This is a genomic window from Flavobacterium sp. LHD-80, from assembly GCF_030929605.1.
Taxonomy (GTDB): domain Bacteria; phylum Bacteroidota; class Bacteroidia; order Flavobacteriales; family Flavobacteriaceae; genus Flavobacterium.
Map to the genome: position 1 here is coordinate 362,949 of NZ_JAVFVS010000011.1, position 24,451 is coordinate 387,399.

Here is a 24,451-nt window from a genome sequence, read left to right on the forward strand (position 1 = left end):
CTTAATCATACAAAGTTAGTATTCCTTTTTATTAATGCAATTTTTTATCGATTTTTTTGCAGTTAAAATAATCAAATAGATGAAATTCAGTCAATTGTATTTTTGCAGCTAAATTCTCGGTTTAAGCCTCTTATTTTTTTATCTTAGCAAAAATGTTGCTTATGAGATTTTCGCTATACACCTTATTATTTTGCCAGTTTATTTTTGCTCAGACGCAGTATCCGAAAGATTATTTTCGCGCACCGCTTGATATTCCTATGCAACTTTCAGGAAATTTTGGAGAGTTGCGCCCAAACCATTTTCACGCTGGTTTTGATTTAAAAACAAATCAGCGAGAAGGTTTAAATGTTTATGCAATTGCTGATGGCTATATTTCAAGAATTAAGATTTCTACTTTTGGAAATGGAAAATGCATTTATATAACACACCCAAATGGCTATACTTCGGTTTATGGACACTTGCAGACTGCAGTTGGCCCAGTTCAGGATTATATTCAAAAAACGCATTACAAAGAAAAAGCGTATGAGATTGAGATGTTTCTAAAACCAGATGAACTGCCGGTTACTAAAGGACAACTAATAGCGCTTTCTGGAAATACAGGTTCTTCTGAAGGACCGCATCTGCATTTTGAAATTCGTGATACTAAAACAGAATTTGTAATTAATCCGATATTTTTTGGTTTCGATAAAAATTTTACAGACACTAAAAAACCTGCTGTTTCGAGTCTTTTTGTTTATCCAATGGAAAATACGGTTGTGAATCAATCCAAACAGCCTGTAATGTTGAATATGTCACTTCAGAAAGATGGAACTTATCTAGCCAGTAAAGTAAAAGCAAATGGAAAAATTGGTTTTGGAATTTCGGCTGTCGATTTTGATAATGTTTCAGGAAATAAAAATGGGGTTTTTAATGTTTCGACTTTTTTAAACGGAAATCAAAATTATAATTATCAGTTTAAAACCTATTCTTTTGATGAAATGCGATACATCAATGCTTTTATTGATTATCCAAAATATAAAAAATCTGGGCAAAGAGTTCAGAAGCTTTTTATGAAAACACCGTATGCTTTGAGTATTGTCAAAACAGATTCGCTTCGTGGTATTGTATCGGCAGATCCTAATTTAGCTTCGTCTTACAGAATTGAAGTTTCTGATTATTATGGAAATTTAAGTTCTATTACGGTTCCAATTGAATACGACAATGCAACTCCGGTTGTGAAAGAAGAACCAGTGGTTTCACAATATTTTATCAAAGCAAATAGAGATGCAAATTTTGAAAAAGATAATATGTCTGTATTTTTTCCGGCTGGAACTTTTTATGATGATTTCAATTTGAATTTTGATGTAAAAAACAATAAAATGTATGTACACGAAGATGTTATTCCGGTGCATTCTAATTTTACCGTTACAATCAAAGATGATACATATGATGAATCTTTAAGAGATAAACTTTTTATTGGTCGAAGTGGAAGTTATAATGCAACTTCAAGAAAGGGAGATGTTTTTACTGCAAAATCTAAAACTTTGGGTCAATTCGGATTGGTTTTAGATACAATTGCGCCAAAAATTTCGATTGCTAAATCTATTCAGGACAAATGGATTAGTGATGTTAAAAAAATACAGTTTACGATAAGCGATTCTGGATCAGGGATCAAATCGTATAATGGCTATTTAAACGGAAATTGGATCTTGTTTGAATATGAGAATAAAACTCGAAAAATTACGCATACTTTTGATGATGCATTATTGGCTGAAGGTGCAAATGATTTAAAAATTGAAGTGACTGATAATGTTGGAAATGTCACAGTCTTTGAAACTCATTTTTTTAGAAGTCAACAAAAATAAAATCAAAACGTTTGAATAATTATAAATTAATAGTTGTTTTCCTTTTTTTATGCATTGGCCAAATGGCAATTGCTCAAAATGCACATGTTAAAGGAGTTATTTTAGATACTGAAAATCGTCCAGTTGCCGATGTAAATGTGACTTGTTTAGGAAATGTAGTTCAGTCAGATTCGAATGGTGTTTTTGATATTGAATTACCTCCAAATAAAAAAGTGTCTCTGATTTTTACTCATATTTCTTTAAAAATGCTGAGTTTAACAGTCAGTTTAAAACCAAATGAAGTTTTCCTTTTTAATCCGGTAATGAATAATTCTGCTGAACAAATGGGCGAAGTTTTTGTTTCTTCTAAAAATAAAAAGCGTGTTCAGGGAATTGTGACTGTTGAACCCGAAACCATTAAAAAGATTCCAGGTGCAAATGCCGGAATAGAAAATATTCTGAAAACGTTGCCGGGGGTAAATTCAAACAATGAATTGAGTACACAATATGCGGTTCGTGGTGGAAATTATGACGAAAATTTAGTTTATGTGAACGAAGTTGAAGTGTACCGTCCTTTTTTAATTCGTTCAGGACAACAGGAAGGGTTAAGTTTTACGAATACAGATTTGGTTCAAAATGTTGATTTTTCTGCAGGAGGATTTCAGGCTAAATTTGGTGATAAATTGTCTTCGGTTTTAGATATTACATATAGAAAACCAACTCAGTTTGGCGCTGCTTTTGAAGCGAGTTTCTTGGGCGGAAGCGCAGCAGTTGATCTTGTTTCTAAAAATAAAAAATGGTCGGCGGTAACTGGAATCCGTTATCGAAATAATAGTCTTTTGGTAAACAGTCAAGACACAGAAACAAATTACACTCCGGTTTTTGCCGATATTCAGACAAATGTAAATTATGATATTTCAGAAAAATGGCAAATGAGCTTTTTGGGAAATATTTCGCAGAATAAATATTCTTATCAGCCATTAACACGTCAGACTAACTTTGGAACAATTGATCAGCCAATGGCTTTGTCGGTTTATTATGAAGGTCAGGAAAAAGACAAATATGAAACTTATTTTGGTGCGTTAAAAACAACTTATAAAGCTTCGCCAAGTCTTACTTTTAAATTAATAGGTTCACTTTTTCATACAACAGAACAGGAGCATTTTGATATTTTGGCACAATATCGATTAGGAAATGTAGATGAAGACGGCAATCCAGAAAATATTGATTTTACTCGCGGTATTGGTTCGCAACTTAATCATGCGCGAAATGACTTAGACGCCTTGATTGCCAATGCCGAAATTAAAGGATTTAAAGAATGGATGAATGACAGCCAATTGGAATTTGGTTTAAAATATACCAGAGAATCAATTCGTGATCGTGTAGTCGAGTGGGAGGTAATTGATTCGGCTGGGTTTTCAATTAATCCGCCTTTGATAATTTTGCCGAAAAATAATCAGCCATATCAACCTTACACAGGACCTTTGTTGCCTTATCAAGATATTCGAGCTACAAATTACAATACCATAAACCGACTTGCGGGTTATGCACAATTCAATAAGAAAACGGCTATTGGTTCAAGCCAGGTTTGGTATCATCTTGGTGCGCGATTTCAAAGTTGGAATGTTTCGGGAGCTTCTGTTGAAGGCAAAAATCAAGTAGTTGTAAGTCCGCGCGCTCAGTTTGCGATTCAGCCCGACTGGAATATGGATATGGTTTTCAGGATTTCTGGTGGATTGTATCATCAGCCTCCTTTTTATAGGGAACTTAGAGATTTAGACGGAGTTGTAAATCCAAATGTAAAGGCGCAGGAATCGGTACATATTGTTTTGGGCAATGATTACAATTTTAAAATGTGGAATCGTCCTTTTAAATGGGTTACGGAAGTCTATTATAAATCACTTTCAGACGTAAACGTATATTCGATTGATAATGTCCGAATTCGTTACATCGCTAATAATAATGCAAAAGCATACGCGCAAGGTTTTGATTTTAGATTAAATGGAGAATTTGTCCCGGGAACAGAATCTTGGGTAAGTTTTGGATATATGAAAACGGAAGAGAATTATGAAAATAAAGGATATATTGCCAGACCAACAGATCAGCGTTTGAAATTTGCAATGTTGTTTCAGGATTATATGCCGAATATTCCTAGTGTGAAATTGTACTTGAATTTAGTTTATAACACTGGTTTGCCTGGCGGAGCGCCTGCATATTCGGATCCATATTTATATCAAAACAGATTGAATGATTATAGAAGGGTAGACGTAGGTTTTGCTAAAGTTTTTGTTGACAGCAGTACAAAAGTAGCAAAAGCCAAATGGTTGAAAGATTTTAAAGAATTATCAGTTGGACTTGAAATTTTTAACCTTTTCAATAATCAAAACGCAATTACAAATACTTGGGTGCGTGATGTATATTCTAAAAATCAATATGCGATTCCGAATTATATGACTTCGAGAGTTTTTAATGTAAAACTGAATGCGAGGTTATGAGTTTAGTAAAATTCAATAAAGCCAAAATTTACAATCAAAAATAGTATATTTGATATTCTAATATAATTGCCATAAATGAAAAACTATCTAAAATATATCGCCTTAGTAATTATCGGAACTACAGTGAGTTGTAAGGATGAAGTGCAGAAGCCGAAAGTAATTTATGATGCTTCAAACAAAGCAAGTGTAGTTGCCAAAACAGATTCTACCCAAATCGAGGTTGCAGATCTTCCTATTCAAATGGAAGGAACGAATTATTTAATTCATCCAGTTGGCGATTTGAGAGTATATGAAAGAGGTTCTAAGGCACGTTATGGTTCGTCAAGTGTAAACGATGTAAGTTTTACGATTTCTAACTTAGGAGAATATGAAATTACAGGATATTTGCAGAATTTAAAATTCCAAAAAGTGGATTCAGATTCTATCAGACCTTTATCAGATAAGCCAGTTTTGATTTTAACAGCAACATATTTGAAAACAGTTGCAGATAAAACACAAAATAAAGTAATGGTTTATACTTTAACAGATTCTGATACCAATAAAGACGGAAAAATTGATACTGGAGATATTAAAACTTTGTATTTAAGTAATATCAGCGGAGAAAATTTCACAAAAGTATCACCAGATCTTCAGGAATTGGTAGACTGGAGTTTAATAGAATCAAAAAACCGTATTTACTTCAGAACAATTGAAGACACTAACCAAAATGGTCAGTTCGATAAAAATGATGTTCTGCATTATAATTATATTGATTTGGCTTCTAAAAAATGGGAAGTTAAAAGTTATAAACCTATCTGAGGCACTAAGGTTCTGAGATGCTAAGATTCTAAGTTTTTTTTAGTTGAAGATAAAAAGGACTTTTTCAAATATTATAATATAAAACCCTGCTAAAATTATTTTAGCAGGGTTTGTTTTTTTGTACAAAGATTGTAAAGTCTTAGAACCTTAGTATCTCAGAACCTCAGAACCTTAGATCAATATGTCACTTTCCAAATCTGATTTTTCAATTTCAAAACCAAAATCCAGACGTTCTACCAATTCAATTACCAGTTTTTTATACCAGTTTTCAGATTTAGGATGAATGTAGATTTTCTCAATCAACTGATTGATATCAACATTGATTTTTAGTCCATCATTTAATTTAATGGTGCTTTTAGAAGTATCTGTAATAATTCGGACTTCGCGTTCGTACTGAAAACTTTTTCTTTTAAATAAAAACGGAAAGAACAAATCATCAAACGGGATATATTCTTTTTTGTAGTCGATATAATTTACCTCGCCTATATACTGATCAAAATTATTTTCGGGATTTAATGCTTTTTGCAATCTCCCAATTGTAGATTGAATGGCAAGTCCTTCGCTATTTTGAGTGAAAATCTGCCACATAGCAAACGATTCGTATTCGTTAATATGCCAACTGCTTATTGCGACTTGTTCACGGTGCGTTTTGTAATATTTTAAAAAATCAGGATTGTCTACGGCAAGTTTTCTAATTTCTTCGAATGTTGGTTCGCTGAAAGTGCCTTCGTATTGATCTTCGAATTTATCTGAACGCGACATGAATAATTTCTTCGAAAGCAATAAATCAAGAAATTTAGATAAGTCAAGATATTTCCAAACAACAGTATTTGGATCTTCAGGCAGTTTAATATTCGGGTTTTTTAGGTACATTTTTTAGGGATTGATCAAAAGCTACCTAAAGTTAAAAAAATAAACACAGATTAAAGAAATTAAATTTAGTTTTAATATTTCCTTAATCTGTGTAAATCAATCTGAGTTATTTGCTTTAAATCTTACGATTCAAAAGATTGCATGGTAACCAGTTTATTATAAGTTCCGTTTAGGGCGATTAGTTCTTCATGAGTTCCCTGTTCAACGATTTTTCCTTTTTGCATTACAACAATAACGTCTGCTTTTTGAATGGTCGAAAGTCGGTGTGCAATAACAATCGAAGTTCGGTTTTGCATCATGTTTTCAAGTGCAACTTGAACAAATTTTTCACTCTCAGTATCCAATGCTGATGTTGCTTCGTCCAAAATCATAATTGGCGGGTTTTTTAATACCGCTCTTGCAATAGATAAACGTTGTTTTTGTCCACCTGAAAGTTTGTTTCCACTGTCACCAATGTTCGTATAAATTCCTGATGGCAATTCTTTTACAAATTCGTAAGCATTTGCAATTTTTAAAGCTTCGATTATTTCATCATCTGTTGCGTCTAGTTTTCCTAATGAAATATTTGCTTTAATAGTGTCATTAAATAAAATACTATCTTGAGTTACTAACCCCATTAAACCGCGAAGCGATTGCAAGTTCATGTCTTTAATGTTGATATCGTCAATCGAAATTGTTCCGTCATTAACATCATAAAAGCGAGTCAACAAGTTAGCAATTGTACTTTTTCCACTTCCAGACTGACCAACAAGTGCAACAGTTTGACCTTTTTTAATTTGAAGAGAAAAGTCTTTTAAAACTGTTTCTTCTTCATATTTAAAGTTAATGTGCTGTATGCTTATATTATTATCGAAAGATGTTTTTTCGATTGCATTTTCTTTAGAAGTTATCGGGTTTTCTTGCTCTAGAATTTCAAGAACGCGTTCAGCAGCTGCATTTCCACGTTTTACTCCATATGAAGCTTTAGAAATCGCTTTTGCAGGAGTTAAGATGTTGTACGCTAATCCCATGTAAGCAATAAATGAAGCACCGCTTAAGGTCTTCTCGATCAAAACCATTTGACCTCCATACCATAATAAAATGGCAATTACCGTAATTCCCATAAACTCACTTGCAGGAGAAGCTAGGTTTTGACGGTTTCCAATGCTATTTGATAAGGTAAAGAAACGTTCAGTAGAATTTTGAAAAACAGTATTAAAATAGTTTTCAGAATTGTATCCTTTGACAACTTTTAATCCACCAATGGTTTCTTCAATCGTAGATAAAAAAGTTCCTTGTTCTTGTTGTGCTTTTGATGATTGTTTTTTTAACTGTTTTCCAATTAATGAAATCAGATATCCTGAAACGGGAATAAAAATGAAGACAAAGAGTGTCAATTTTGCACTAATTATTAACATCGCAATTATTGTGAAAAGAATTGTTAAAGGTTCTTTGACAATAAGCTCTAAAATGGCTAAAAAAGAAGTCTGAACCTCATTTACGTCAGCTGAAATTCGAGAAATTACATCACCTTTCCTTTTTTCAGAATAAAAAGCCAAAGGCAATTCTAATGTTTTTTTGTATAATGCATTTCGCATATCTCTTAAAACTCCATTTCGCAAAAAGTTAATAAAAAACATTGCTAGATAATCGGCTAAATTTTTCAAGAGAAAAATAGAGATTATTACGCCAACCATTACAGAAAGAATAAAACCAGGATTATTTGGGTCGTTATTTTTTGTGATATAATAATTCACATAATTTTCTCCATAATCTCTAATGTGTTCAATTCCTTCAAAAGTAGGCTTGACAGTAAGTTGTTTGGTTTCACCGAATAAAACCTGTAACATAGGAATCAAACCCATGAATGAAAGCGTGCTAAAAAGCGCATACAAAACATTGAAAAAGATATTTAAGAATGCGTATTTTTTATACGGATATATAAAAGGAACTATTTTTTTAAAAGTACTCATTTTTTATTAATGTTATTTTCTGCAATGGCAATCGCTCTTTCGAGTTTTTCCAGCAATAATTTTTTTTCTGGTAATTGGGTTAAATAAGCTGAAACTTTGATTTGTTCATCATTGTCAAGCATTAAGTAATTAATTTGTTCAGGAGATTTTTCACTGCACAAAATTAATCCAATTGGTTTGTTTTCGCCTTCTTTTTGTTCGTTTTTCTCCAACCAACGCAAATAGAGTTCCATTTGGCCTTTATAAGCAGCTTTGAATTTTCCGAGTTTTAAGTCAATAGCAACCAATCGACGAAGACCGCGATGGTAAAAAAGTAAATCGATGTAAAAATCTTCATCATCGATTGTTATTCTTTTTTGTCGAGCTAGAAAAGCAAATTCGCTACCCATTTCGGTAATGAAATTTTGAAGTTGAGCTAGGATGGTACTTTCTAAATCTTTTTCAGAATAGCTGTTATGTAATCCTAGAAAATCCAAAAAATAAGGATCGCGAAAAGTCAAATCAGCTGTGATTTGTTTTTCGTTTTTTAATAAAGCTAAATCTTTAATTATGGTTTCTTCTGGCTTTTTGCTGATAGCAGTTCTTTCAAAAAGCATGCTGTCAATACGTTCTTGTAAAGTTCGTACGCTCCAGCGTTCATGAATACTCATTTGAATGTAGAATTCACGTTTTATATCATTTTCGATATTTAATATTGAGTATAAATGTGACCAACTCAATTGTGCAGACACTGTCTGCACAATTGTAAAGTCTTGAAAAACAGCATTTAGTCTTATAAAGCTATGTAGGTTTCTCTTGCTAAATCCGGTTCCATATCTTTTTGATAATTCTAAACTTAAGTTTTGAATTGTTTTCTTCCCATAATCAGCTCTATCATTTTTTAGGATTTCATCATTGATGTTTTTTCCAATTTTCCAATATAAGAGTGTTAATTCCTGATTGACTGTTTTGGCAACAAAATGACGAGTCTGATCTATTAGTCCAATTAATGAATCTAATAAATCAGGCTTGTCATTTGTGTCAAGTTTGTCACTCATTTTATTATTTCAATTGCATATCTGCAATGATATTTTGTATTTTTCCGTCTAAGAATTTTTCTGCTTCATCAAATTCTGAAACCGATTCGATTGCAGCATTTACACTGATGTAGAATTTGATTTTTGGTTCAGTTCCACTTGGTCTTGCACAAATTTTAGAGCCATCTTCGGTATAATAAATCAATACATTCGATTTTGGGATGTCCATTGTAGATTCTTCTCCGCTTAATAAATTTAAAGCAATTGAAGAATCATAATCTTCTACCATAATCACTCTTTGTCCGTTGATTTCCTTCAAAGGATTCTGACGCAAGTTGATCATCATTTGGTTGATTTCTTCTAAACCTTCCATTCCTTTTTTGGTTAAAGAAACTAAGTATTCTTTGTAAAAACCATTTTCAACATAAAGCTGTAAAAGTTCTTTGTAAACAGAACTTCCTGCTGCTTTTGCTTGAGCAGCAACTTCGCAGATTAATAAAGTTGCAGCAACCGCATCTTTATCTCTTACAGCATCACCAACCATAAAACCAAAGCTTTCTTCACCGCCTCCAATAAATTGAAGTTCTGGAAAATCTTTGATCATTTTTGCAATCCATTTAAACCCAGTTAAGCCAACTTTGCATTCAACACCGTAGCTTGTTGCCAATTCCATAATCATTGGAGTAGAAACAATTGTTGAGCCTACGAATTGTTTTCCGTTGATTTTACCTGCTTTTTTCCATTGTTTCAATAAGAAAGAAGTCATCAAAACCATTGTCTGATTTCCGTTAAGCAAAATTAATTTGCCTTCGTTATCTCTAACTGCAACTCCTAAACGATCACAATCAGGATCTGTTCCAACAACAATGTCAGAGTTTGTTTTTTCCGCTAAAGCAACAGCCATTGCCAAAGCTTCTGGTTCTTCAGGATTTGGAGATTTTACAGTTGGGAAATCTCCGTCCGGAACTGCTTGTTCAGGAACAATATGAACATTTTTATAACCCGCCTGTGATAAAGTATCAGGAATTGATTTTATAGAAGTTCCGTGAAGTGAAGTGAATACAATTTGTAAGTTGTCTTTCGCTTCAGCCGGAGTATTAAAACTCGCATTTTCAATAGACGATTTCACAAAAGCTTTGTCAATTTCAGTGTCGATATATTTGATCAGACTTTCGTTAGCGTCAAATTTAATTTTGTCGTAGCTTAAATTTTCAATTACATTAATGATTGCGGCATCCTGCGGAGGAACAATTTGGCCTCCGTCTTGCCAATACACTTTGTAGCCATTATATTCTGGCGGATTGTGTGAAGCTGTTAAAACAATTCCGCATTGGCATCCTAAATATTTAAGAGCAAAAGATAATTCTGGAGTTGGTCTTAAGTCCGAAAACAAATAAACCTGAATTCCATTTGCAGAGAAAACATCGGCAACAACTTTTGCTAAAGTATTACTGTTGTGACGGCAGTCATAAGCAATAACCACTTTTAATGGTTCATTTGGGAAAACTTCATGCAAATAATCAGATAAACCCTGAGTGTTTTTTCCAAGTGTATATTTGTTGATTCTGTTGTTTCCAACGCCCATTACACCACGCATTCCTCCAGTTCCAAATTCTAGATTTTTATAAAAACTTTCTTCAAGTTCTTTTGGCGAAGTTGTCATTAATTCTTTAACAGCCGCTTGTGTTTCTTTGTCAAATGTTGGAGTTAACCATTCGTTTACAGCATTTAAAATATTAGGTGCTATATTCATCATTCGTGTATTTTGTGTTTAATTAAAGTAATAATAATTTTCAGGAGCTGATCCTCCTGTCCACTGTATTCCCGATTAATAAAAACTATGGTTAAAAAGCCTTGTTTTTTTTAAATCGGGAGATGCCGTTCCCATCAGGGCTAGGGCTTTACGTTAAAAATTAACCTCTCGGGCAACTTTATAACGCGCTTCGTTGCTTTTGGTTCTTAAAATAATCTCGCCAAGAAATCCAGCCAAGAAAAGTTGAGTTCCTAAAATCATTGTGGTTAAAGCAATAAAAAACCAAGGATTGCTTGTTACCAAACTATATTTCATTCCGTTATACATATGGTATAATTTTGAAACACCAATATATCCAGCAGAGAAAAACCCGATGATGAACATAATAGATCCCATTGCGCCAAATAAGTGCATTGGTCTTTTTCCGAATCTTGATAAAAACCAAATCGTAATCAAATCTAGAAATCCGTTTATAAAACGTTCCATTCCAAATTTGGTTTCACCGTATTTTCTAGCTTGGTGAATAACTACTTTTTCGCCAATTTTATTAAAACCGGCATTTTTTGCTAAAACAGGAATATATCTGTGCATTTCGCCAGATACTTCTATGTTTTTTACAACGGTATTTTTATACGCTTTTAAACCGCAGTTAAAATCATTTAATTCAACGCCCGAAGTTTTTCTGGCAGCCCAGTTAAATAATTTTGAAGGCAGATTTTTTGCCACAACTGAGTCGTAACGTTTCTTTTTCCAGCCAGAAACCAAATCGAATTTCTGGGCAGTGATCATTTCGTATAAACCAGGAATTTCGTCAGGACTGTCTTGTAAATCAGCATCCATAGTAATAATTACATCACCCTGTGCTTTTGCAAAACCAGCATGTAGTGCCTGAGATTTTCCAAAATTTTTCATGAAACGAATTCCTTTTACATTAGGGTTTTCGTTAGAAAAACTTTCAATAATATTCCAAGAATCATCGGTACTTCCATCATCTACAAAAATGATTTCATAAGAGTAATTGTTAGATTGCATCACTTTAATAATCCAAGAATAGAGTTCTTTTAGTGATTCCTCCTCGTTTAGAAGCGGTATAAGTATAGATAAATTCATTTATATTTTTTATTCTTGAGTGGTTTTGCTTTTAAAAAATGCCGCAAAGATTAATCCGAAAATCGCACTGATTACTATTGCAAAAGCAGATCCTTTTAATAATTCGAAAGTTGAGTATGGGCTGCTTTCTTTCATTTTTTCAATTGCTTCATTGATAGATGAAGCCGGTGCTCCAAATTTCTGCATCATGTTTGCAGTGTATTTCATCATTATTTCGTTCAAAGTGTCTTTTGCACCCGGATCAATAACATTAAATAATACAATATTAAAAGTTGTAGAAATTAAAACGCCAATTACGGCCGCTATAAAATAAGTGGTAAAAGCATCTTTAAAAGGAAAAACACCTTTTAATTCTTTCTTAGTTTTAGAAAGTAGAATAATACTTATAGTAACGCTGATTGCTATACCTATTATACCCATCCACCATGCAGTGAATAAATTTAAATCAACCGCATAGATAGTAGCGGTAAATAATGCCGATGCAATTCCAATCATTACACCATAAGTAATACCATTCTTTTTTATAACTTCATTGATCATATTTCTATATGTTTTAAAATTAATCCACAAATATAGCAATTCCCACTATAATCGAAGATAAAAAAAGCTTTTTGAATTTAAGTAAAAAAAAGTGAGCTAAGTATTTGTTTATTAAAAAAGAATTGTAAATTTGCACACTCAAAAATAATTAAATTTTTAAACAAAAAAGAGTAGAGTTGTTTATACCTTTTCAAATTACAAGAAAAGCTTCAAAATAAAAATGCTCTAAAACAATAAATAAAAGAAAAGATGAAAAAAGGAGTTCACCCAGAAAATTACAGATTAGTTGCATTTAAAGACATGTCAAATGATGACGTTTTTATCACTAAATCTACTGCAGATACAAAAGAAACAATTGAAGTTGACGGAGTTGAGTATCCAGTTGTAAAAATGGAGATTTCTAGAACATCTCACCCTTTTTATACTGGTAAATCTAAACTTATCGATACTGCAGGACGTATTGATAAATTCAAAACTAAATACGCTAAACACGCTAAAAAATAATAGCTGTTTTAAATTATACAAAAGCCTCCTAATTTGGGAGGCTTTTTTTATGCGGTTTTTTAATAGCCACAAATTCACGAATTTTTTGTTGTTGTAACTTTATTAAATAATGATTGTAAAAATAATAATTCGTGAATTCGTGGCTATTTACAGATAAACATGATTAATGTAAGACATAAATATTTGTAACTTTGGCCTTGGTAACCAAATCAAATTTTAACACATTAAATTAATTGTATGAACTACATTCTTTTTGACGGTCCCGTCCGGAATGCTTTATTACCCTTTACTTTTACAAGGCCCGTTGCTGATATTCTAATCGGAATTATGACGATTCGTCAAAAATGGGAAATGCGCCTTGGATCAACTATCACAACAATTACGGAGGAATATTTGTCTGAAAAATTTCCAATGGTTGAGATGGAAGAGAATGTTATGATCAATGCCGCTTATTTGCCAAATGATAAGCTTGCTGAACTGGTTTCTGATTTAAAAATAAATCAGGCTATTTTTAAAGGAGAGGATGTAATTGCTTTTTTTACTACTGAAAATCAAGAAGAGGTTGATTTTGATTCGTATGAAATTATTCAGTACAATGATGATTGCTTAACAGTTGAACATACTTGGGATATTTTCTCTAAAAATGATGCTGCAATTCGCGCCGATTTTAATTTTTTGACAGAAGACAGAAAATCACAGCCAATTCCTAAAAGTGTAAATGTAATTGCCCCAGAAAATATTTTTATTGAAGAAGGAGCTAAATTGGAGTTTGTAACTTTAAATGCTTCAACTGGTCCTATATATATTGGCAAGAATTCTGAAATTATGGAAGGAACTGTAATTCGTGGACCTTTTGCTTTATGCGAGAATGCTCAAGTAAAATTGAATGCAAAAGTTTACGGTGCGACAACTGTTGGTCCAGGATCAAGAATAGGAGGAGAGGTAAAAAATTCTGTTTTGTTTCAAAATTCAAACAAAGGTCATGACGGATTTTTAGGTGATTCTGTTTTAGGTGAATGGTGCAATATTGGTGCAGATTCTAATAATTCAAACCTAAAAAACAACTACGAAGAAGTTAAATTGTGGAGTTACGAAACAGAAGGTTTTGCAAAAACCGGATTACAGTTTTGTGGTTTAATGATGGGAGATCACAGTAAATGTGGCATCAACACAATGTTTAATACTGGAACTGTAGTTGGAGTTAGTGCGAATATTTTTGGGTCTGGTTTTCCTAGAAATTTTGTTCCAAGTTTTTCTTGGGGCGGTGCAGCCGGATTTACAACTTATGTGACTAAAAAAGCTTTTGAAACTGCAAGATTGGTATTAGGACGCAGAAATATTGAGTTCGACGAAACCGAAGCGGCGATTTTGGAGCACATTTTTGAAGAAACTAAAAAATGGAGAAAAGATTAATTAGATAATTAGTCAATTTCGAAATTAGATAATTTTTCAAACCCGACAGGTTATTAAAACTTGTCGGGTTTTATTTTGTTATTTATCAATTCTGATGAAATTTCCCTGAAGATCGAAAACTAATTCTACATTGTTGGAAAGTTCTACTTCTGTATAAGTTCTTTCGTTGTCAATTGAAGTTACATATTGATTTGGATAATTTGCTGTTACATAAGCGTTGATTTTTTCGGGAATCAGAGCAGCGGGAATTGCCTGATGATTACCATCTATATCAATCCAATTTCCATTGACATCAAAATCAATTTCAAAACCATTTGTCAGATAAACATCGTATATTGATTCATCAGAATCGGCTTTGTTTTGTTTTTTTATGGTTTGATAGGTCGCGTTAGGAAAATAAGTGCTAACAAATGTATCTACCGGTTTTGGTAAATCGGTTGCGCTAATTACATGATCATTGTCGTCATCACTGTCGCAAGACGTTGTAGTGAATAATAGAGATAAAGCGATAAATCCTGATAAGATTATTTTTTTCATGATTGTATTATTTTAATAAGGTGTTTAATTATCGATTCTTAAAAAATTGCCTTTTGAGTTAAATTCCAACTCTAATCCGTTGCTTAAGTTTACTTCGTAGCCCCAAGTTCCTTTATCTATTTTAGTAATCGTAGTGTTTGGAAACTTTGTTCTTACGTAAGCTATTATAGATTTAGGAATTATAGAGACAGGAATAGCAGTATGATTTCCGTCAACTTCTTGCCAATTTCCTTTTCCATCAAATTCTACTTCAATGTTGTTTGCAAATTGAACTTTGTAGTCTTTATAGAAAGTTTCTTTGTCTTCAATAATATAAGTAGGCTCCTGGCCGGCAAAATGAGTTTTTAAAAAAGTTTGAGCATTTACAGGTAAGGCAGATTTTGCAATTGGCGTTTTTTGAGCATTTGCTGAGAATCCAAATGCTAATCCTGCAATTATGCAGACAGCTAAATTTAATTTCGTTTTCATAATTGTATGTTTAAATTCAGATACAAGATTAGTACCTGAATTTGGAAACAATTAGGAAAAAATAATAAAAAGACTACTTTTTTGGAAAAATAATTTTGAACTGATGTTTGTTGGTATACAGATACTCGACTACAATAGAATAATTGTTTATAATGGATTTTATTATCGATAAACCTAAACCAGTAGATTCGTTTGTTGTAGTATGGCGATAAAATCTGCTGAAAATAACCTCTGAATTTAAAGGGAAATCTATGCCGCTATTCGAAATTGTAATGTCATTTTTATTTATAATAAAGTTTACAAAGCCATCATGATGATTGTGAATTAGAGCGTTCTTTAATAAATTACTAATTAATGCAATGGCTAATCCTTTATTCATTATAAAGTGCAACGAATCATTTTCAGTTACGGAGATTTTTACTTTTTTGAAATCGGCTAAATCAGTATAATCTTCAATTAGTAATAAAATAAGTTCGTTAAAGTTGATGTTTTCTTCTTCAGAGAATTGTTGATTTTCGATTTTAGACAGCATCAATAAAGATTTGTTCAATCTGGTTAGTCGATTTAAAGTATCCGTAATTTTTCCAATTTCCATCATTTGCTCATCTGAAAGAATCGTGTTCTCTGCAAATAATTCCAGTTTGTTAATGCTTATTGCCAGTGGTGTTTGTAATTCGTGCGAAGCATTTTCTATAAATTGTTTCTGGCTGGAATAAATAGATTCATTACGATTGTGCATTCTTTCTACTTCTTTAGCCAGAATATTAAACTCGTCTATGGGAGAAGTGATGGGTTTTAATTTGCTTCCGGTTCCAAGTTTGATTTCTTTAAGGTTGTCTAAAATCGTATGAAATGATTTCCAGATTTTTTTCAGCAATAAATGATTTACCGCCAGAATACTAATAACCAGCATAACATATAAACCAATTAAAGCAAGAAACAAATCCTCGAGCAGTTCATCTTCTTCAACAATTGAAGCTTTAATAATCAATTCATAAGAATTTCCGTTATCGTCATTGAAAACAGTTTTTAGAGTTCTTATCGGTTCGTTGTCGTTATCATATTCCATAAATTCCTTAGAGGTAGAAAATTCATCTTTAAGCGAATAATTGCCTTTAGGAAGTGGTTTTATTGTGAATTTATTGATTCCGAATTCAGGCGAGTTTAATAATTTTTTGTCGGCAAAAGCATGCCGGGTAATAATGATTTTTGAGTTTTTTAAATCATCATCAATATTGTCATAAACTTCATCTAAAATCAAGACATAAAAAATTCCGGCCCAAATAGGAATAACAACCAAAAGGGTGAGAGCAAGATAACGAAGAGTGTAGTTTTGTAATTTCATTAATTCATTTTATATCCAATGCCGTAAACAGCCTGAATATCAAGTTCGGCATTGCTGTCTTTTAGCTTTTTTCGTAGATTTTTAACCTGTGAATATATAAAATCCAAATTGTCAGCCTGATCTGTATGATCGCCCCAGACATATTCGGCAATAGCTGTTTTGTTAATTAACCGGTTTGGGTTGATGATGAAATAATACAGCAAATCAAATTCCTTTCTGTTTAATACTAATTCTTTGTTGTCGATAGAAACCGTTCGTTGTTCGGGAGAAAGCGTAACGTTTTTCCAAACAATCAAATTATCTCCATTATGATTGTTTCTTCTAATTGCCGATTTGATTCGGGCATGTAATTCAGATAAATGAAAAGGTTTGCTTAAATAATCATCGGCACCTAAATCAAGACCTTTTACTTTGTCATCAACAGCATCTTTTGCCGAAATTATAATAACAGCGCTTTGTTTCTTTTGTCTTTTTACTTCCTGCAACAGGTCTAATCCGTTTCCGTTTGGAAGCATAATATCAATTAAGATGCAATCATAATCATAAGCTCCAAGTTTATCAAAGCCGGAAATGTAATCGTAAGCCGTTTCTACAATGCATTTTTCTTTTTCCAGCGATTGCTGTACCACTTCACGTAAACCAGCTTCATCTTCTATGATTAAAATTTTCATGTTTTGCCTGTTTTTATGTAATTCAAATGTAAGAATACAAGTTCAAAATAAGCCCTGGTTTCTGGAAACATTTGGGAATTGTCTAAATGTATCAATTAGAAAATTAGAAAATGTGCCAATGAAATAATTCTCAGTCAATAAACCTGACAGGTTTGCTAATTATCACATTGTCAAATCAAGAAATTATCAAATTATCTAATTGCCTAATTATCTAATTAATCTATCTTTGCAGCACAAAAAAAATGGGTAGTCAAATAAACGATTAACCGATTAAATAAATTCACAGAAGATAAATGATTACAGTTAACGATATTTCGGTTCAGTTTGGTGGAACTACACTTTTTAGCGATGTTTCTTTTGCTATAAATGAAAATGATAAAATTGCCCTTATGGGTAAAAATGGTGCGGGAAAATCGACACTTTTAAAAATAATTGCTGGCGAAAACAAACCTTCAACAGGAAGTATCTCAACGCCAAAAGATGCAGTTGTGGCTTATTTGCCTCAGCATTTATTGACTAAAGATGGTTCGACTGTAATGGAAGAAGCATCAAAAGCTTTTGGTGAAATTTTTAAAATGAAAGCCGAAATTGACGAAATCAACGAACAATTAACCGTTCGTACAGATTATGAGAGTGATGCTTACATGAAATTGATCGAAAGAGTTTCTGACTTGAGTGAGAAATTTTATGCTATTGAAGAAATAAATTACGAAGCTGAAGTTGAAAAAATTCTTGTTGGTTTAGGTTTTGAACGTGAAGATTTTGGCCGTCAAACATCTGAATTTTCTGGAGGATGGAGAATGCGTATTGAACTTGCGAAAATCTTACTTCAAAAACCAGATTTGATTTTACTGGATGAGCCAACAAACCACATGGATATTGAAAGTATTCAATGGCTAGAAGAGTTTTTGCTGACTTCTGCAAAAGCAGTTGTGGTAATTTCGCACGATAGAGCGTTTGTTGATAATATTACAAACAGAACTATCGAAGTAACAATGGGAAGAATTTACGATTACAAAGCTAAATATTCTCATTATTTAGAATTAAGAAAAGACCGTCGTATTCATCAGCAAAAAGCGTATGATGAGCAACAAAAAATGATTGCAGACAATAGAGCGTTTATTGACCGTTTCAAAGGGACATTCTCTAAAACAGATGCGGTTCAATCTCGTGTAAAAATGCTTGAAAAATTAGAGATCGTGCAAGTTGATGAAGTTGATGCTTCTGCATTGCGATTAAAGTTTCCGCCGGCGCCACGTTCTGGCCAATACCCAGTTATTGTAAAAGAAATGTCTAAATCGTATGGTGATCATGTGGTTTTCAAGGATGCGAATATCGTAATCGAAAGAGGCCAAAAAGTTGCTTTTGTTGGGAAAAATGGAGAAGGAAAGTCAACGATGATCAAAGCAATTATGAAGGAAATTGGCGTTGATTCTGGAAGTGTTGAAATTGGACATAATTCTCAAATTGGATATTTTGCTCAAAATCAGGCTTCATTATTAGATGAAAATGCTACAATTTTTGAAACTATCGATAACATTGCAGTTGGAGATATTAGAACGCAAATAAAAAATATTCTTGGAGCGTTTATGTTTCAAGGTGACGATATTACTAAAAAAGTAAAAGTACTTTCGGGTGGTGAAAAAACACGTTTGGCAATGATTAAATTGTTGTTGGAGCCAGTTAACTTGTTGATTCTGGATGAGCCTTCGAATCACTTGGATATGAAAACGAAAGATATTATCAAAGATGCTTTACGTGATTTTGACGGAACGTTGATTTTAGTTTCGCACGATCGTGATTTCCTTGACGGATTGGCAACGAAGGTTTTTGAATTTGGAAATAAAAGAGTTAAAGAACATTTTGAAGATGTTGCTGGTTTCTTGGCACATAAAAAAATGGACTCGATGAGAGAAATCGAAAAATAGAAATATCCTAAAAATAGTAAAAAGGCGCAAGTTGATTCTTGCGCCTTTTTTGTTATGTTAAAATTGATAACCGTATTTTAATGCAACTATTTTTACAAGTTGTTGATTTTTTATTATATTTATAACTGTTTTATGTTGATTTATAAGTGTTTGTGTTTTTTTACGTGTTCTAATGTAAAAAAATGAGTTGGACGCCTTTTTAAAAGTTTTAATTTATATGCCTATGAAAAAGACTTTACTTCTTCAAATTATTCTTCTATTGTTTCTGATGCCATTGCTTTCGATTGCTCAAACTGCACAAACTCAGCCAGAGACTGATTCTGAAAGTGATATTAAATATCCAACATTTCAATTTAAAGGACTTTTGCAAGCCAGATACTTAGAAAGTTTTGAAGATAATGTCGATGTTTTGGGAACTCATCATTCAGCAGGAAATGCTACTCAGAGTTCATTTGATATTAAAAGAATGCGTGTGGGGCTAAATACAAAGCTCAGTAAAGAAACTGAAGTTGTGATTTTGGTAAATTTAGCCGATTTTAAATCGGATACTAAAGGGAAGGTTCTTGAAAATGCGTACGGAAAATATACTTTTAATAAATACATAGCTTTAACCGGTGGTCAGTTCAGACCGGCATTTGGTATTGAGGAATTGGTGCCCGTAGATATTATAAAGTCGTTCGATTTTTCTAATCAATATTATGAATTTGGAAAAAATGGCTGGACAAGTTTTCAAATAGGGGCTTCGGCAACGGGTGCTTTTGATGTTGGAAAAATACCAGTGAATTATGCTTTTTCTATTTTGAATGGAAACGGAAAGAATGCCGAGATGGATAAAGATAACGGTAAGCAGGTTTCTACGAGATGGGTTTTGGAGTTGTCGAAAAAATATGACATTAATTTGGGTTTGAACGGAGGTTTTGGAAAAGTTTTCAAAGAAGATGTTTTTGCAATTGGCGCTGATATTACAAGCGATTTTAAAATTACTGATAAATTGAGTTTTGATTTGCAGATTGAATACAAACAGGGAACAAATCATAATTTGTATTTTTCTCTGCCACTTGCGTCAAGAACTCCAGATGTTGCAGATTATCAAATGCGCGGTATTTACTTTTTGCCTAATTTTAGATATGTTGTTGATTATAATAAATTAACCTCTTTAGAATTTTCATGCCGTTATGAAAGATTTGATCCGAGTTATAAAATTGATTCCAATTTAAGGCAGACATATACGCCAATGGTGAGTCTTGAATTTGGAAAAGCTTATAGAGGACGAATTGAAGCAGGATTTCAAATTGACCGATTTGATTATAATGTTCCAGATACCACCACCTATAATAATAACTTGTTTTTAATACAGCTCCAGCTTAGACTTTAATTAATTTAAATCTTGTTTTTATGAAAGAAGTACAAATTCCTCAAACCATTATCACACTTGCTGTAGGAGTAGCAATTTGGTTAATTCCTGCTCCAAACGGTGTTGTTGTTGAAGCATGGCATTTGTTTGCCATTTTTGTAGCTACCATTTTAGGAATTATTCTAAAAGCGGCTCCAATGGGAACCATGTGTATGATTGCTATTGCATTAACGGCTTTTTCTCAGGTTTTGGCGCCTGGAGATGCTGGAAAATCAATAACATTGGCGCTGAAAGGTTTTGGTGATAAAGTAATCTGGCTTATTGGGATTTCGTTTTTTATTGCGAGAGGATTTATTAAAACAGGTTTAGGAAATCGAATTGCTTTTTTGTTTATTCGAGTATTTGGCAAAAGTTCACTTGGGCTTGCGTATGGTTTAGGGCTTGCTGATTTGGTTTTAGCGCCTGCTGTACCAAGTAATACAGCACGCGGAGGCGGAATTATTTATCCGATTATGAAATCGATGTCAATGAGTTTTGGCTCGATGCCAGATAAGCCAGAAACGCACCGAAAATTAGGAGCATATCTTACTTTAAATAGTTATAATGCAAATTTGATCGCTTCGTCTATGTTTTTGACGGGTACGGCAAGTAACCCGATGTGTCAAAAATTTGCGCTTAATCTCGGAATTAAAATCAGCTGGATTTCTTGGGCAACTGCAGCTATTGTTCCGGGTTTGGTTTCGTTTTTTGTGATTCCGTTTGTACTTTATAAAATCTATCCGCCAGAACTTAAGAAAACTGGAGATGCGCCTCAAATTGCAGCTCAAAAACTTAAAGAAATGGGGTCGATTACCCGTAATGAATGGCTGATGCTATTAACTTTCTTTATTTTGCTGTTTTTATGGATGACAGGCGATTTGTTTTCTATAGATGCTACAACTACTGCATTTATTGGTTTAGTTATTTTGCTTTTAACTTCAGTTTTAACTTGGGATGATGTAAAAGCCGAAAAAGGAGCTTGGGATACTATTGTTTGGTTTTCAGTTTTAGTAATGATGGCAAGTTCGCTCAATGAACTTGGTTTTATTGCGTGGTTCAGTGATTTAATTAAAACTGAAATAGGAGGATTAAGCTGGCAAATGGCTTTTCCCATTATTGTATTAGTGTACTTTTTTAGCCATTATCTTTTTGCAAGCGCAACGGCACACGTGGCAGCAATGTATGCGGCTTTGTTGGGAGTTGGGGTTTCGCTTGGAGTGCCAGGTTTGCTTCTTGCTTTTATGCTTGGTTTTGTGGGATCGATATATGGAACTTTAACGCATTACGGACATGGACCGGCACCAGTCTTTTTTGGTAGCGGTTATGTCGACCTAAAAAGCTGGTGGGTCAAAGGGCTTATAACTGGATTAGTTATGCTCTTTATCTATATGGTAATAGGAGGTTTGTGGCTCCGATTAATTGGTGATTTTTAAATCCTGATTCCTGGAGGAAGCAACTCTTTATATTTAGGGTTTTTTTTGAAAAAAGTAACAATCTTTGGGTGAATTGGAACAACTCTAAATTTTTTCTCAGTATTCAATTCCATGATGTTTTTCAACATGTTGTCAAGTACGGCTTGATTGTCGTAGCCTTCAGGTGTGTTAATTTTGGTTAGGAAAATTTTCTTTTCTTGAAATGAATATTCAACAGAAAGCATTCCTTCAGGAGCTAAAGTTTCAAATTGTCTCGCAAAAGTGTTGTCTTTAATTGCCAATGTAGTTTCAATAGATTCCATAATTTGTCATTTTTTTAGCAGGTTTAAAATATAAAATAGATTTAGGGCGTTATTCTGTTTAAATGCTAATGTAAGAATGTTAAACATGAATGATTTGGAATGCAAAGTTAATCATTTGATTTTCAATATGAAATTATTTTTTTTAAGAGGTCTTTTTTTTAGATAATTTGTAATTTTATTTGTTTTAATATGGATTATGGTGTGAGATTTGCTGTGCATATTGTTAAAAAAATTAAATTTATCTTGAAATAGAGCCTTGTAATTAAAATACCTTTTTTGACAAATGAGTAAAATTCCTGTTTATTTTATGCCTGGCTTAGCAGCTAGTCCAGCTATTTTTGAAAGAATTAAATTAGATGAATCTGTTTTTGAAACCTATTTGCTTGAATGGGAGATTCCTAAGCCTAAAGAATCGTTATCTGATTATGCCGTTCGAATTGCAAAAAATATCAAACATGAAAATCCTGTTTTGATTGGAGTTTCTTTTGGCGGAATTTTGGTTCAGGAAATTTCGAAGCATATAAAAGCGCACAAAGTAATTATTATTTCGAGCGTAAGAAGTAATGTTGAATTTCCAAGACGAATGAAAATTGGTAAGACAACAAAGGCTTACAAACTTATTCCGATGAAGCTGATTTTGAATATTGAAAATCTCGCTAAATATTCTTTTGGAGAAAAAGTCAATAAACGAATTAAGTTATACGAGAAGTTTTTGGCGGTTCGGGATCTTAATTATCTGCAATGGGCTGTAGAATCGGTTATTTTATGGGACAGAAATAAAGTTGATGACAATGTGATTCATATTCACGGAGATCAGGATGATGTCTTTCCTATAAAATATATTGACAAATGTATTGTTGTAAAAGGAGGGACTCATATTATGATTCTCAATAAATACAAATGGCTAAATGAGAATTTACCTTCTATTATATTGGAAGATTAAATGTTTTAAATTCCAAATTCCAATTCTTTGAGCATTATAGCGCAATCTTGTCATTTCGACGGAGGAGAAATTTCGACAAGTAGCTCCTCAAAGTGAATCGTCAATCTTTGTAGAGTTTCGTGCGAAGATTTCTCCTCCGTCGAAATGACAAACTATGCGTTTAGAAATAAAAAATCCCAAACTCTTTTTAGAATTTGGGATTTCAATATTGGAATTTAAAAATCGTTAGATTTTCTTCATTTGTTCTTTCATCATAGAAATTTGCTCTTTCAGCATTCCTTGTTTGTCTAATTTCTTAGCTTCATTCAATAAATTAGTTGCTTCAAGCTTTCTTCGGCGTGACATTGCCACTCCAGCAAGATTCAATTTTGCTACGGCTAAATCCATATCCATTGATAATCCAAGTTCGATAGCTTTTTTGAAATGTTTCTCAGCTTGGTTGATATTCGTTTGAGATAACATAATTCCGTGTAGGTAATTAAAGTATCCTTGTTGTTTTCTTACTAATGCGGCTTCTGGGTTTTTAATGTATGACAACCATTTTTTAGCGCCTTCAAAATCTTGTTTTCTTAATTTAAGGAAAGCTAAAAGGATAAATTCGTTTTTAAAATAAAGAAAAATTGGAATTGCAGTAAGTAAAAGCAAAAATATACCGTTCCCGATATTACTTTCTGTAAATTGCCAAACGCCAGCAACTACAAGAAGTCCGGCCAAAATAAGTTTAATATTTTTATGAAACATAATTAATGTAAATTTGTGATTGCAAATATAGTAAAATGAATTAAAAATATTTTTATTAAAGTGCTTGCCAGAAAAAAAAGTCTTTGTATATTTGCACTCGGTTTTTGAGCAACGATATTCAAAACCAAGAACGAGTTAATTAGATACCATTTTTAAAGATACAAAGCAATGAGCAAAAGAACATTTCAACCATCGAAAAGAAAAAGAAGAAATAAGCACGGATTTATGGACAGAATGGCTTCTGCGAATGGAAGAAAAGTTCTAGCGCGTAGAAGAGCAAAAGGAAGACATAAATTGACTGTTTCTAGCGAACCTAGACACAAAAAATAATGTTTGTATAAACATACATAAGGCGATTACTTTTTTAGTATCGCCTTTTTTTATACCTTGTCGGTAATAAATTTGTAACATTC

22 protein-coding genes are annotated in these 24,451 nt (G+C 32.8%); 10 read left to right on the top strand and 12 right to left on the bottom strand.

Features of this window, described 5'->3' with window-relative positions:
- Window positions 1-161: 161 nt before the first annotated feature.
- From RB619_RS16485 to RB619_RS16495, 3 genes are all read left to right on the top strand, one after another.
- Window positions 162-1,844: a M23 family metallopeptidase gene (locus RB619_RS16485; RefSeq protein ID WP_308099429.1), complete on the top strand. Its 1,683-nt coding sequence runs from the start codon at window positions 162-164 to the stop codon at window positions 1,842-1,844.
- 62 nt (window positions 1,845-1,906) lie between these two features.
- Window positions 1,907-4,318, top strand: coding sequence for a TonB-dependent receptor plug domain-containing protein (locus RB619_RS16490; protein WP_308099655.1), 2,412 nt, complete (start codon window positions 1,907-1,909; stop codon window positions 4,316-4,318).
- 75 nt (window positions 4,319-4,393) lie between these two features.
- Window positions 4,394-5,116: a hypothetical protein gene (locus RB619_RS16495; RefSeq protein ID WP_308099432.1), complete on the top strand. Its 723-nt coding sequence runs from the start codon at window positions 4,394-4,396 to the stop codon at window positions 5,114-5,116.
- Window positions 5,117-5,287: 171 nt separating this feature from the next.
- Here RB619_RS16495 and RB619_RS16500 read toward each other — a convergent pair whose 3' ends face one another.
- The 6 genes from RB619_RS16500 to RB619_RS16525 form a co-directional block, all read right to left on the bottom strand.
- Window positions 5,288-5,989, bottom strand: coding sequence for a DUF2971 domain-containing protein (locus RB619_RS16500; RefSeq protein WP_308099433.1), 702 nt, complete (start codon window positions 5,987-5,989; stop codon window positions 5,288-5,290).
- A gap of 122 nt (window positions 5,990-6,111) precedes the next feature.
- Window positions 6,112-7,941, bottom strand: coding sequence for an ABC transporter ATP-binding protein (locus RB619_RS16505; RefSeq protein ID WP_308099435.1), 1,830 nt, complete (start codon window positions 7,939-7,941; stop codon window positions 6,112-6,114).
- Entirely contained in the window at window positions 7,938-8,978 is a 1,041-nt protein-coding gene (locus tag RB619_RS16510; RefSeq protein WP_308099437.1) for a PDDEXK nuclease domain-containing protein, read from the bottom strand. The genes RB619_RS16505 and RB619_RS16510 overlap by 4 nt, the downstream gene beginning before the upstream one ends.
- 4 nt (window positions 8,979-8,982) lie before the next feature.
- Window positions 8,983-10,710 (bottom strand): phospho-sugar mutase, encoded by a 1,728-nt coding sequence (locus tag RB619_RS16515; RefSeq protein WP_308099657.1) that lies wholly within the window; start codon window positions 10,708-10,710, stop codon window positions 8,983-8,985.
- A gap of 153 nt (window positions 10,711-10,863) precedes the next feature.
- On the bottom strand, window positions 10,864-11,820 hold the full coding sequence (locus RB619_RS16520; RefSeq protein WP_308099438.1) for a glycosyltransferase family 2 protein: 957 nt from the start codon (window positions 11,818-11,820) through the stop codon (window positions 10,864-10,866).
- 9 nt (window positions 11,821-11,829) lie between these two features.
- Entirely contained in the window at window positions 11,830-12,360 is a 531-nt protein-coding gene (locus RB619_RS16525) for a DUF4199 domain-containing protein (protein ID WP_308099440.1), read from the bottom strand.
- Window positions 12,361-12,609: 249 nt separating this feature from the next.
- Between RB619_RS16525 and RB619_RS16530 the strand changes: the two genes are divergently transcribed.
- Window positions 12,610-12,864 carry a type B 50S ribosomal protein L31 gene (locus tag RB619_RS16530; RefSeq protein ID WP_007804523.1) on the top strand — a complete coding sequence of 85 codons (255 nt, stop codon included), beginning with the start codon at window positions 12,610-12,612 and terminating at the stop codon, window positions 12,862-12,864.
- Between the two features lie 237 nt (window positions 12,865-13,101).
- Window positions 13,102-14,277 (top strand): GlmU family protein, encoded by a 1,176-nt coding sequence (locus RB619_RS16535; protein WP_308099443.1) that lies wholly within the window; start codon window positions 13,102-13,104, stop codon window positions 14,275-14,277.
- Between the two features lie 78 nt (window positions 14,278-14,355).
- Here RB619_RS16535 and RB619_RS16540 read toward each other — a convergent pair whose 3' ends face one another.
- The 4 genes from RB619_RS16540 to RB619_RS16555 all read right to left on the bottom strand — a co-directional run bounded on the left by RB619_RS16540 (window position 14,356) and on the right by RB619_RS16555 (window position 17,298).
- Window positions 14,356-14,814, bottom strand: a complete 459-nt coding sequence (locus RB619_RS16540) for a PepSY-like domain-containing protein (protein WP_308099444.1) — start codon at window positions 14,812-14,814, stop codon at window positions 14,356-14,358.
- 24 nt (window positions 14,815-14,838) lie between these two features.
- Window positions 14,839-15,282 (bottom strand): PepSY-like domain-containing protein, encoded by a 444-nt coding sequence (locus RB619_RS16545; RefSeq protein WP_308099446.1) that lies wholly within the window; start codon window positions 15,280-15,282, stop codon window positions 14,839-14,841.
- 73 nt (window positions 15,283-15,355) lie between these two features.
- Window positions 15,356-16,627 carry a HAMP domain-containing sensor histidine kinase gene (locus tag RB619_RS16550; RefSeq protein ID WP_308099448.1) on the bottom strand — a complete coding sequence of 424 codons (1,272 nt, stop codon included), beginning with the start codon at window positions 16,625-16,627 and terminating at the stop codon, window positions 15,356-15,358.
- Complete coding sequence (locus tag RB619_RS16555; RefSeq protein ID WP_308099451.1) at window positions 16,627-17,298, bottom strand: response regulator transcription factor; 672 nt, start codon at window positions 17,296-17,298, stop codon at window positions 16,627-16,629. The genes RB619_RS16550 and RB619_RS16555 overlap by 1 nt, the downstream gene beginning before the upstream one ends.
- A 293-nt stretch (window positions 17,299-17,591) precedes the next feature.
- Between RB619_RS16555 and RB619_RS16560 the strand changes: the two genes are divergently transcribed.
- The 3 genes from RB619_RS16560 to RB619_RS16570 all read left to right on the top strand — a co-directional run bounded on the left by RB619_RS16560 (window position 17,592) and on the right by RB619_RS16570 (window position 22,052).
- Window positions 17,592-19,226: an ABC-F family ATP-binding cassette domain-containing protein gene (locus RB619_RS16560; protein ID WP_308099453.1), complete on the top strand. Its 1,635-nt coding sequence runs from the start codon at window positions 17,592-17,594 to the stop codon at window positions 19,224-19,226.
- Between the two features lie 223 nt (window positions 19,227-19,449).
- A complete protein-coding gene (locus RB619_RS16565) occupies window positions 19,450-20,601 on the top strand; it encodes a porin (RefSeq protein WP_308099455.1) in 1,152 nt (383 codons plus the stop codon).
- A 20-nt stretch (window positions 20,602-20,621) separates the two neighbouring features.
- On the top strand, window positions 20,622-22,052 hold the full coding sequence (locus tag RB619_RS16570; protein WP_308099457.1) for an anion permease: 1,431 nt from the start codon (window positions 20,622-20,624) through the stop codon (window positions 22,050-22,052).
- Here the strand turns inward: RB619_RS16570 and RB619_RS16575 are convergent.
- A complete protein-coding gene (locus RB619_RS16575; RefSeq protein ID WP_133525279.1) occupies window positions 22,049-22,354 on the bottom strand; it encodes an N-acetyltransferase in 306 nt (101 codons plus the stop codon). The two genes, RB619_RS16570 and RB619_RS16575, sit on opposite strands and share 4 nt — an antisense overlap.
- 283 nt (window positions 22,355-22,637) lie before the next feature.
- On the opposite strand from RB619_RS16575, the gene RB619_RS16580 reads away from it, so the two are divergent.
- Window positions 22,638-23,297, top strand: coding sequence for an alpha/beta hydrolase (locus RB619_RS16580; RefSeq protein ID WP_308099464.1), 660 nt, complete (start codon window positions 22,638-22,640; stop codon window positions 23,295-23,297).
- A gap of 225 nt (window positions 23,298-23,522) precedes the next feature.
- Here RB619_RS16580 and RB619_RS16585 read toward each other — a convergent pair whose 3' ends face one another.
- Window positions 23,523-24,038, bottom strand: coding sequence for a DUF2892 domain-containing protein (locus tag RB619_RS16585; RefSeq protein WP_308099473.1), 516 nt, complete (start codon window positions 24,036-24,038; stop codon window positions 23,523-23,525).
- Window positions 24,039-24,206: 168 nt separating this feature from the next.
- On the opposite strand from RB619_RS16585, the gene rpmH reads away from it, so the two are divergent.
- Window positions 24,207-24,368, top strand: coding sequence for a 50S ribosomal protein L34 (gene rpmH, locus RB619_RS16590; RefSeq protein WP_008464848.1), 162 nt, complete (start codon window positions 24,207-24,209; stop codon window positions 24,366-24,368).
- Window positions 24,369-24,451 lie beyond the last annotated feature (83 nt).

Excerpts from the sequence above, each read along its gene's own strand:
- RB619_RS16585 (WP_308099473.1), bottom strand. The coding sequence starts at position 24,038 with ATGTTTCATAAAAATATTAAACTTATTTTGGCCGGACTTCTTGTAGTT.
- RB619_RS16520 (WP_308099438.1), bottom strand. The coding sequence starts at position 11,820 with ATGAATTTATCTATACTTATACCGCTTCTAAACGAGGAGGAATCACTA.
- RB619_RS16565 (WP_308099455.1), top strand. The coding sequence starts at position 19,450 with ATGAAAAAGACTTTACTTCTTCAAATTATTCTTCTATTGTTTCTGATG.
- RB619_RS16505 (WP_308099435.1), bottom strand. The coding sequence starts at position 7,941 with ATGAGTACTTTTAAAAAAATAGTTCCTTTTATATATCCGTATAAAAAA.
- RB619_RS16515 (WP_308099657.1), bottom strand. The coding sequence starts at position 10,710 with ATGAATATAGCACCTAATATTTTAAATGCTGTAAACGAATGGTTAACT.
- RB619_RS16510 (WP_308099437.1), bottom strand. The coding sequence starts at position 8,978 with ATGAGTGACAAACTTGACACAAATGACAAGCCTGATTTATTAGATTCA.
- RB619_RS16580 (WP_308099464.1), top strand. The coding sequence starts at position 22,638 with ATGAGTAAAATTCCTGTTTATTTTATGCCTGGCTTAGCAGCTAGTCCA.
- RB619_RS16495 (WP_308099432.1), top strand. The coding sequence starts at position 4,394 with ATGAAAAACTATCTAAAATATATCGCCTTAGTAATTATCGGAACTACA.
- RB619_RS16575 (WP_133525279.1), bottom strand. The coding sequence starts at position 22,354 with ATGGAATCTATTGAAACTACATTGGCAATTAAAGACAACACTTTTGCG.
- RB619_RS16555 (WP_308099451.1), bottom strand. The coding sequence starts at position 17,298 with ATGAAAATTTTAATCATAGAAGATGAAGCTGGTTTACGTGAAGTGGTA.
- rpmH (WP_008464848.1), top strand. The coding sequence starts at position 24,207 with ATGAGCAAAAGAACATTTCAACCATCGAAAAGAAAAAGAAGAAATAAG.
- RB619_RS16490 (WP_308099655.1), top strand. The coding sequence starts at position 1,907 with ATGGCAATTGCTCAAAATGCACATGTTAAAGGAGTTATTTTAGATACT.
- RB619_RS16485 (WP_308099429.1), top strand. The coding sequence starts at position 162 with ATGAGATTTTCGCTATACACCTTATTATTTTGCCAGTTTATTTTTGCT.
- RB619_RS16535 (WP_308099443.1), top strand. The coding sequence starts at position 13,102 with ATGAACTACATTCTTTTTGACGGTCCCGTCCGGAATGCTTTATTACCC.
- RB619_RS16560 (WP_308099453.1), top strand. The coding sequence starts at position 17,592 with ATGATTACAGTTAACGATATTTCGGTTCAGTTTGGTGGAACTACACTT.
- RB619_RS16530 (WP_007804523.1), top strand. The coding sequence starts at position 12,610 with ATGAAAAAAGGAGTTCACCCAGAAAATTACAGATTAGTTGCATTTAAA.
- RB619_RS16550 (WP_308099448.1), bottom strand. The coding sequence starts at position 16,627 with ATGAAATTACAAAACTACACTCTTCGTTATCTTGCTCTCACCCTTTTG.
- RB619_RS16525 (WP_308099440.1), bottom strand. The coding sequence starts at position 12,360 with ATGATCAATGAAGTTATAAAAAAGAATGGTATTACTTATGGTGTAATG.
- RB619_RS16500 (WP_308099433.1), bottom strand. The coding sequence starts at position 5,989 with ATGTACCTAAAAAACCCGAATATTAAACTGCCTGAAGATCCAAATACT.
- RB619_RS16570 (WP_308099457.1), top strand. The coding sequence starts at position 20,622 with ATGAAAGAAGTACAAATTCCTCAAACCATTATCACACTTGCTGTAGGA.
- RB619_RS16540 (WP_308099444.1), bottom strand. The coding sequence starts at position 14,814 with ATGAAAAAAATAATCTTATCAGGATTTATCGCTTTATCTCTATTATTC.
- RB619_RS16545 (WP_308099446.1), bottom strand. The coding sequence starts at position 15,282 with ATGAAAACGAAATTAAATTTAGCTGTCTGCATAATTGCAGGATTAGCA.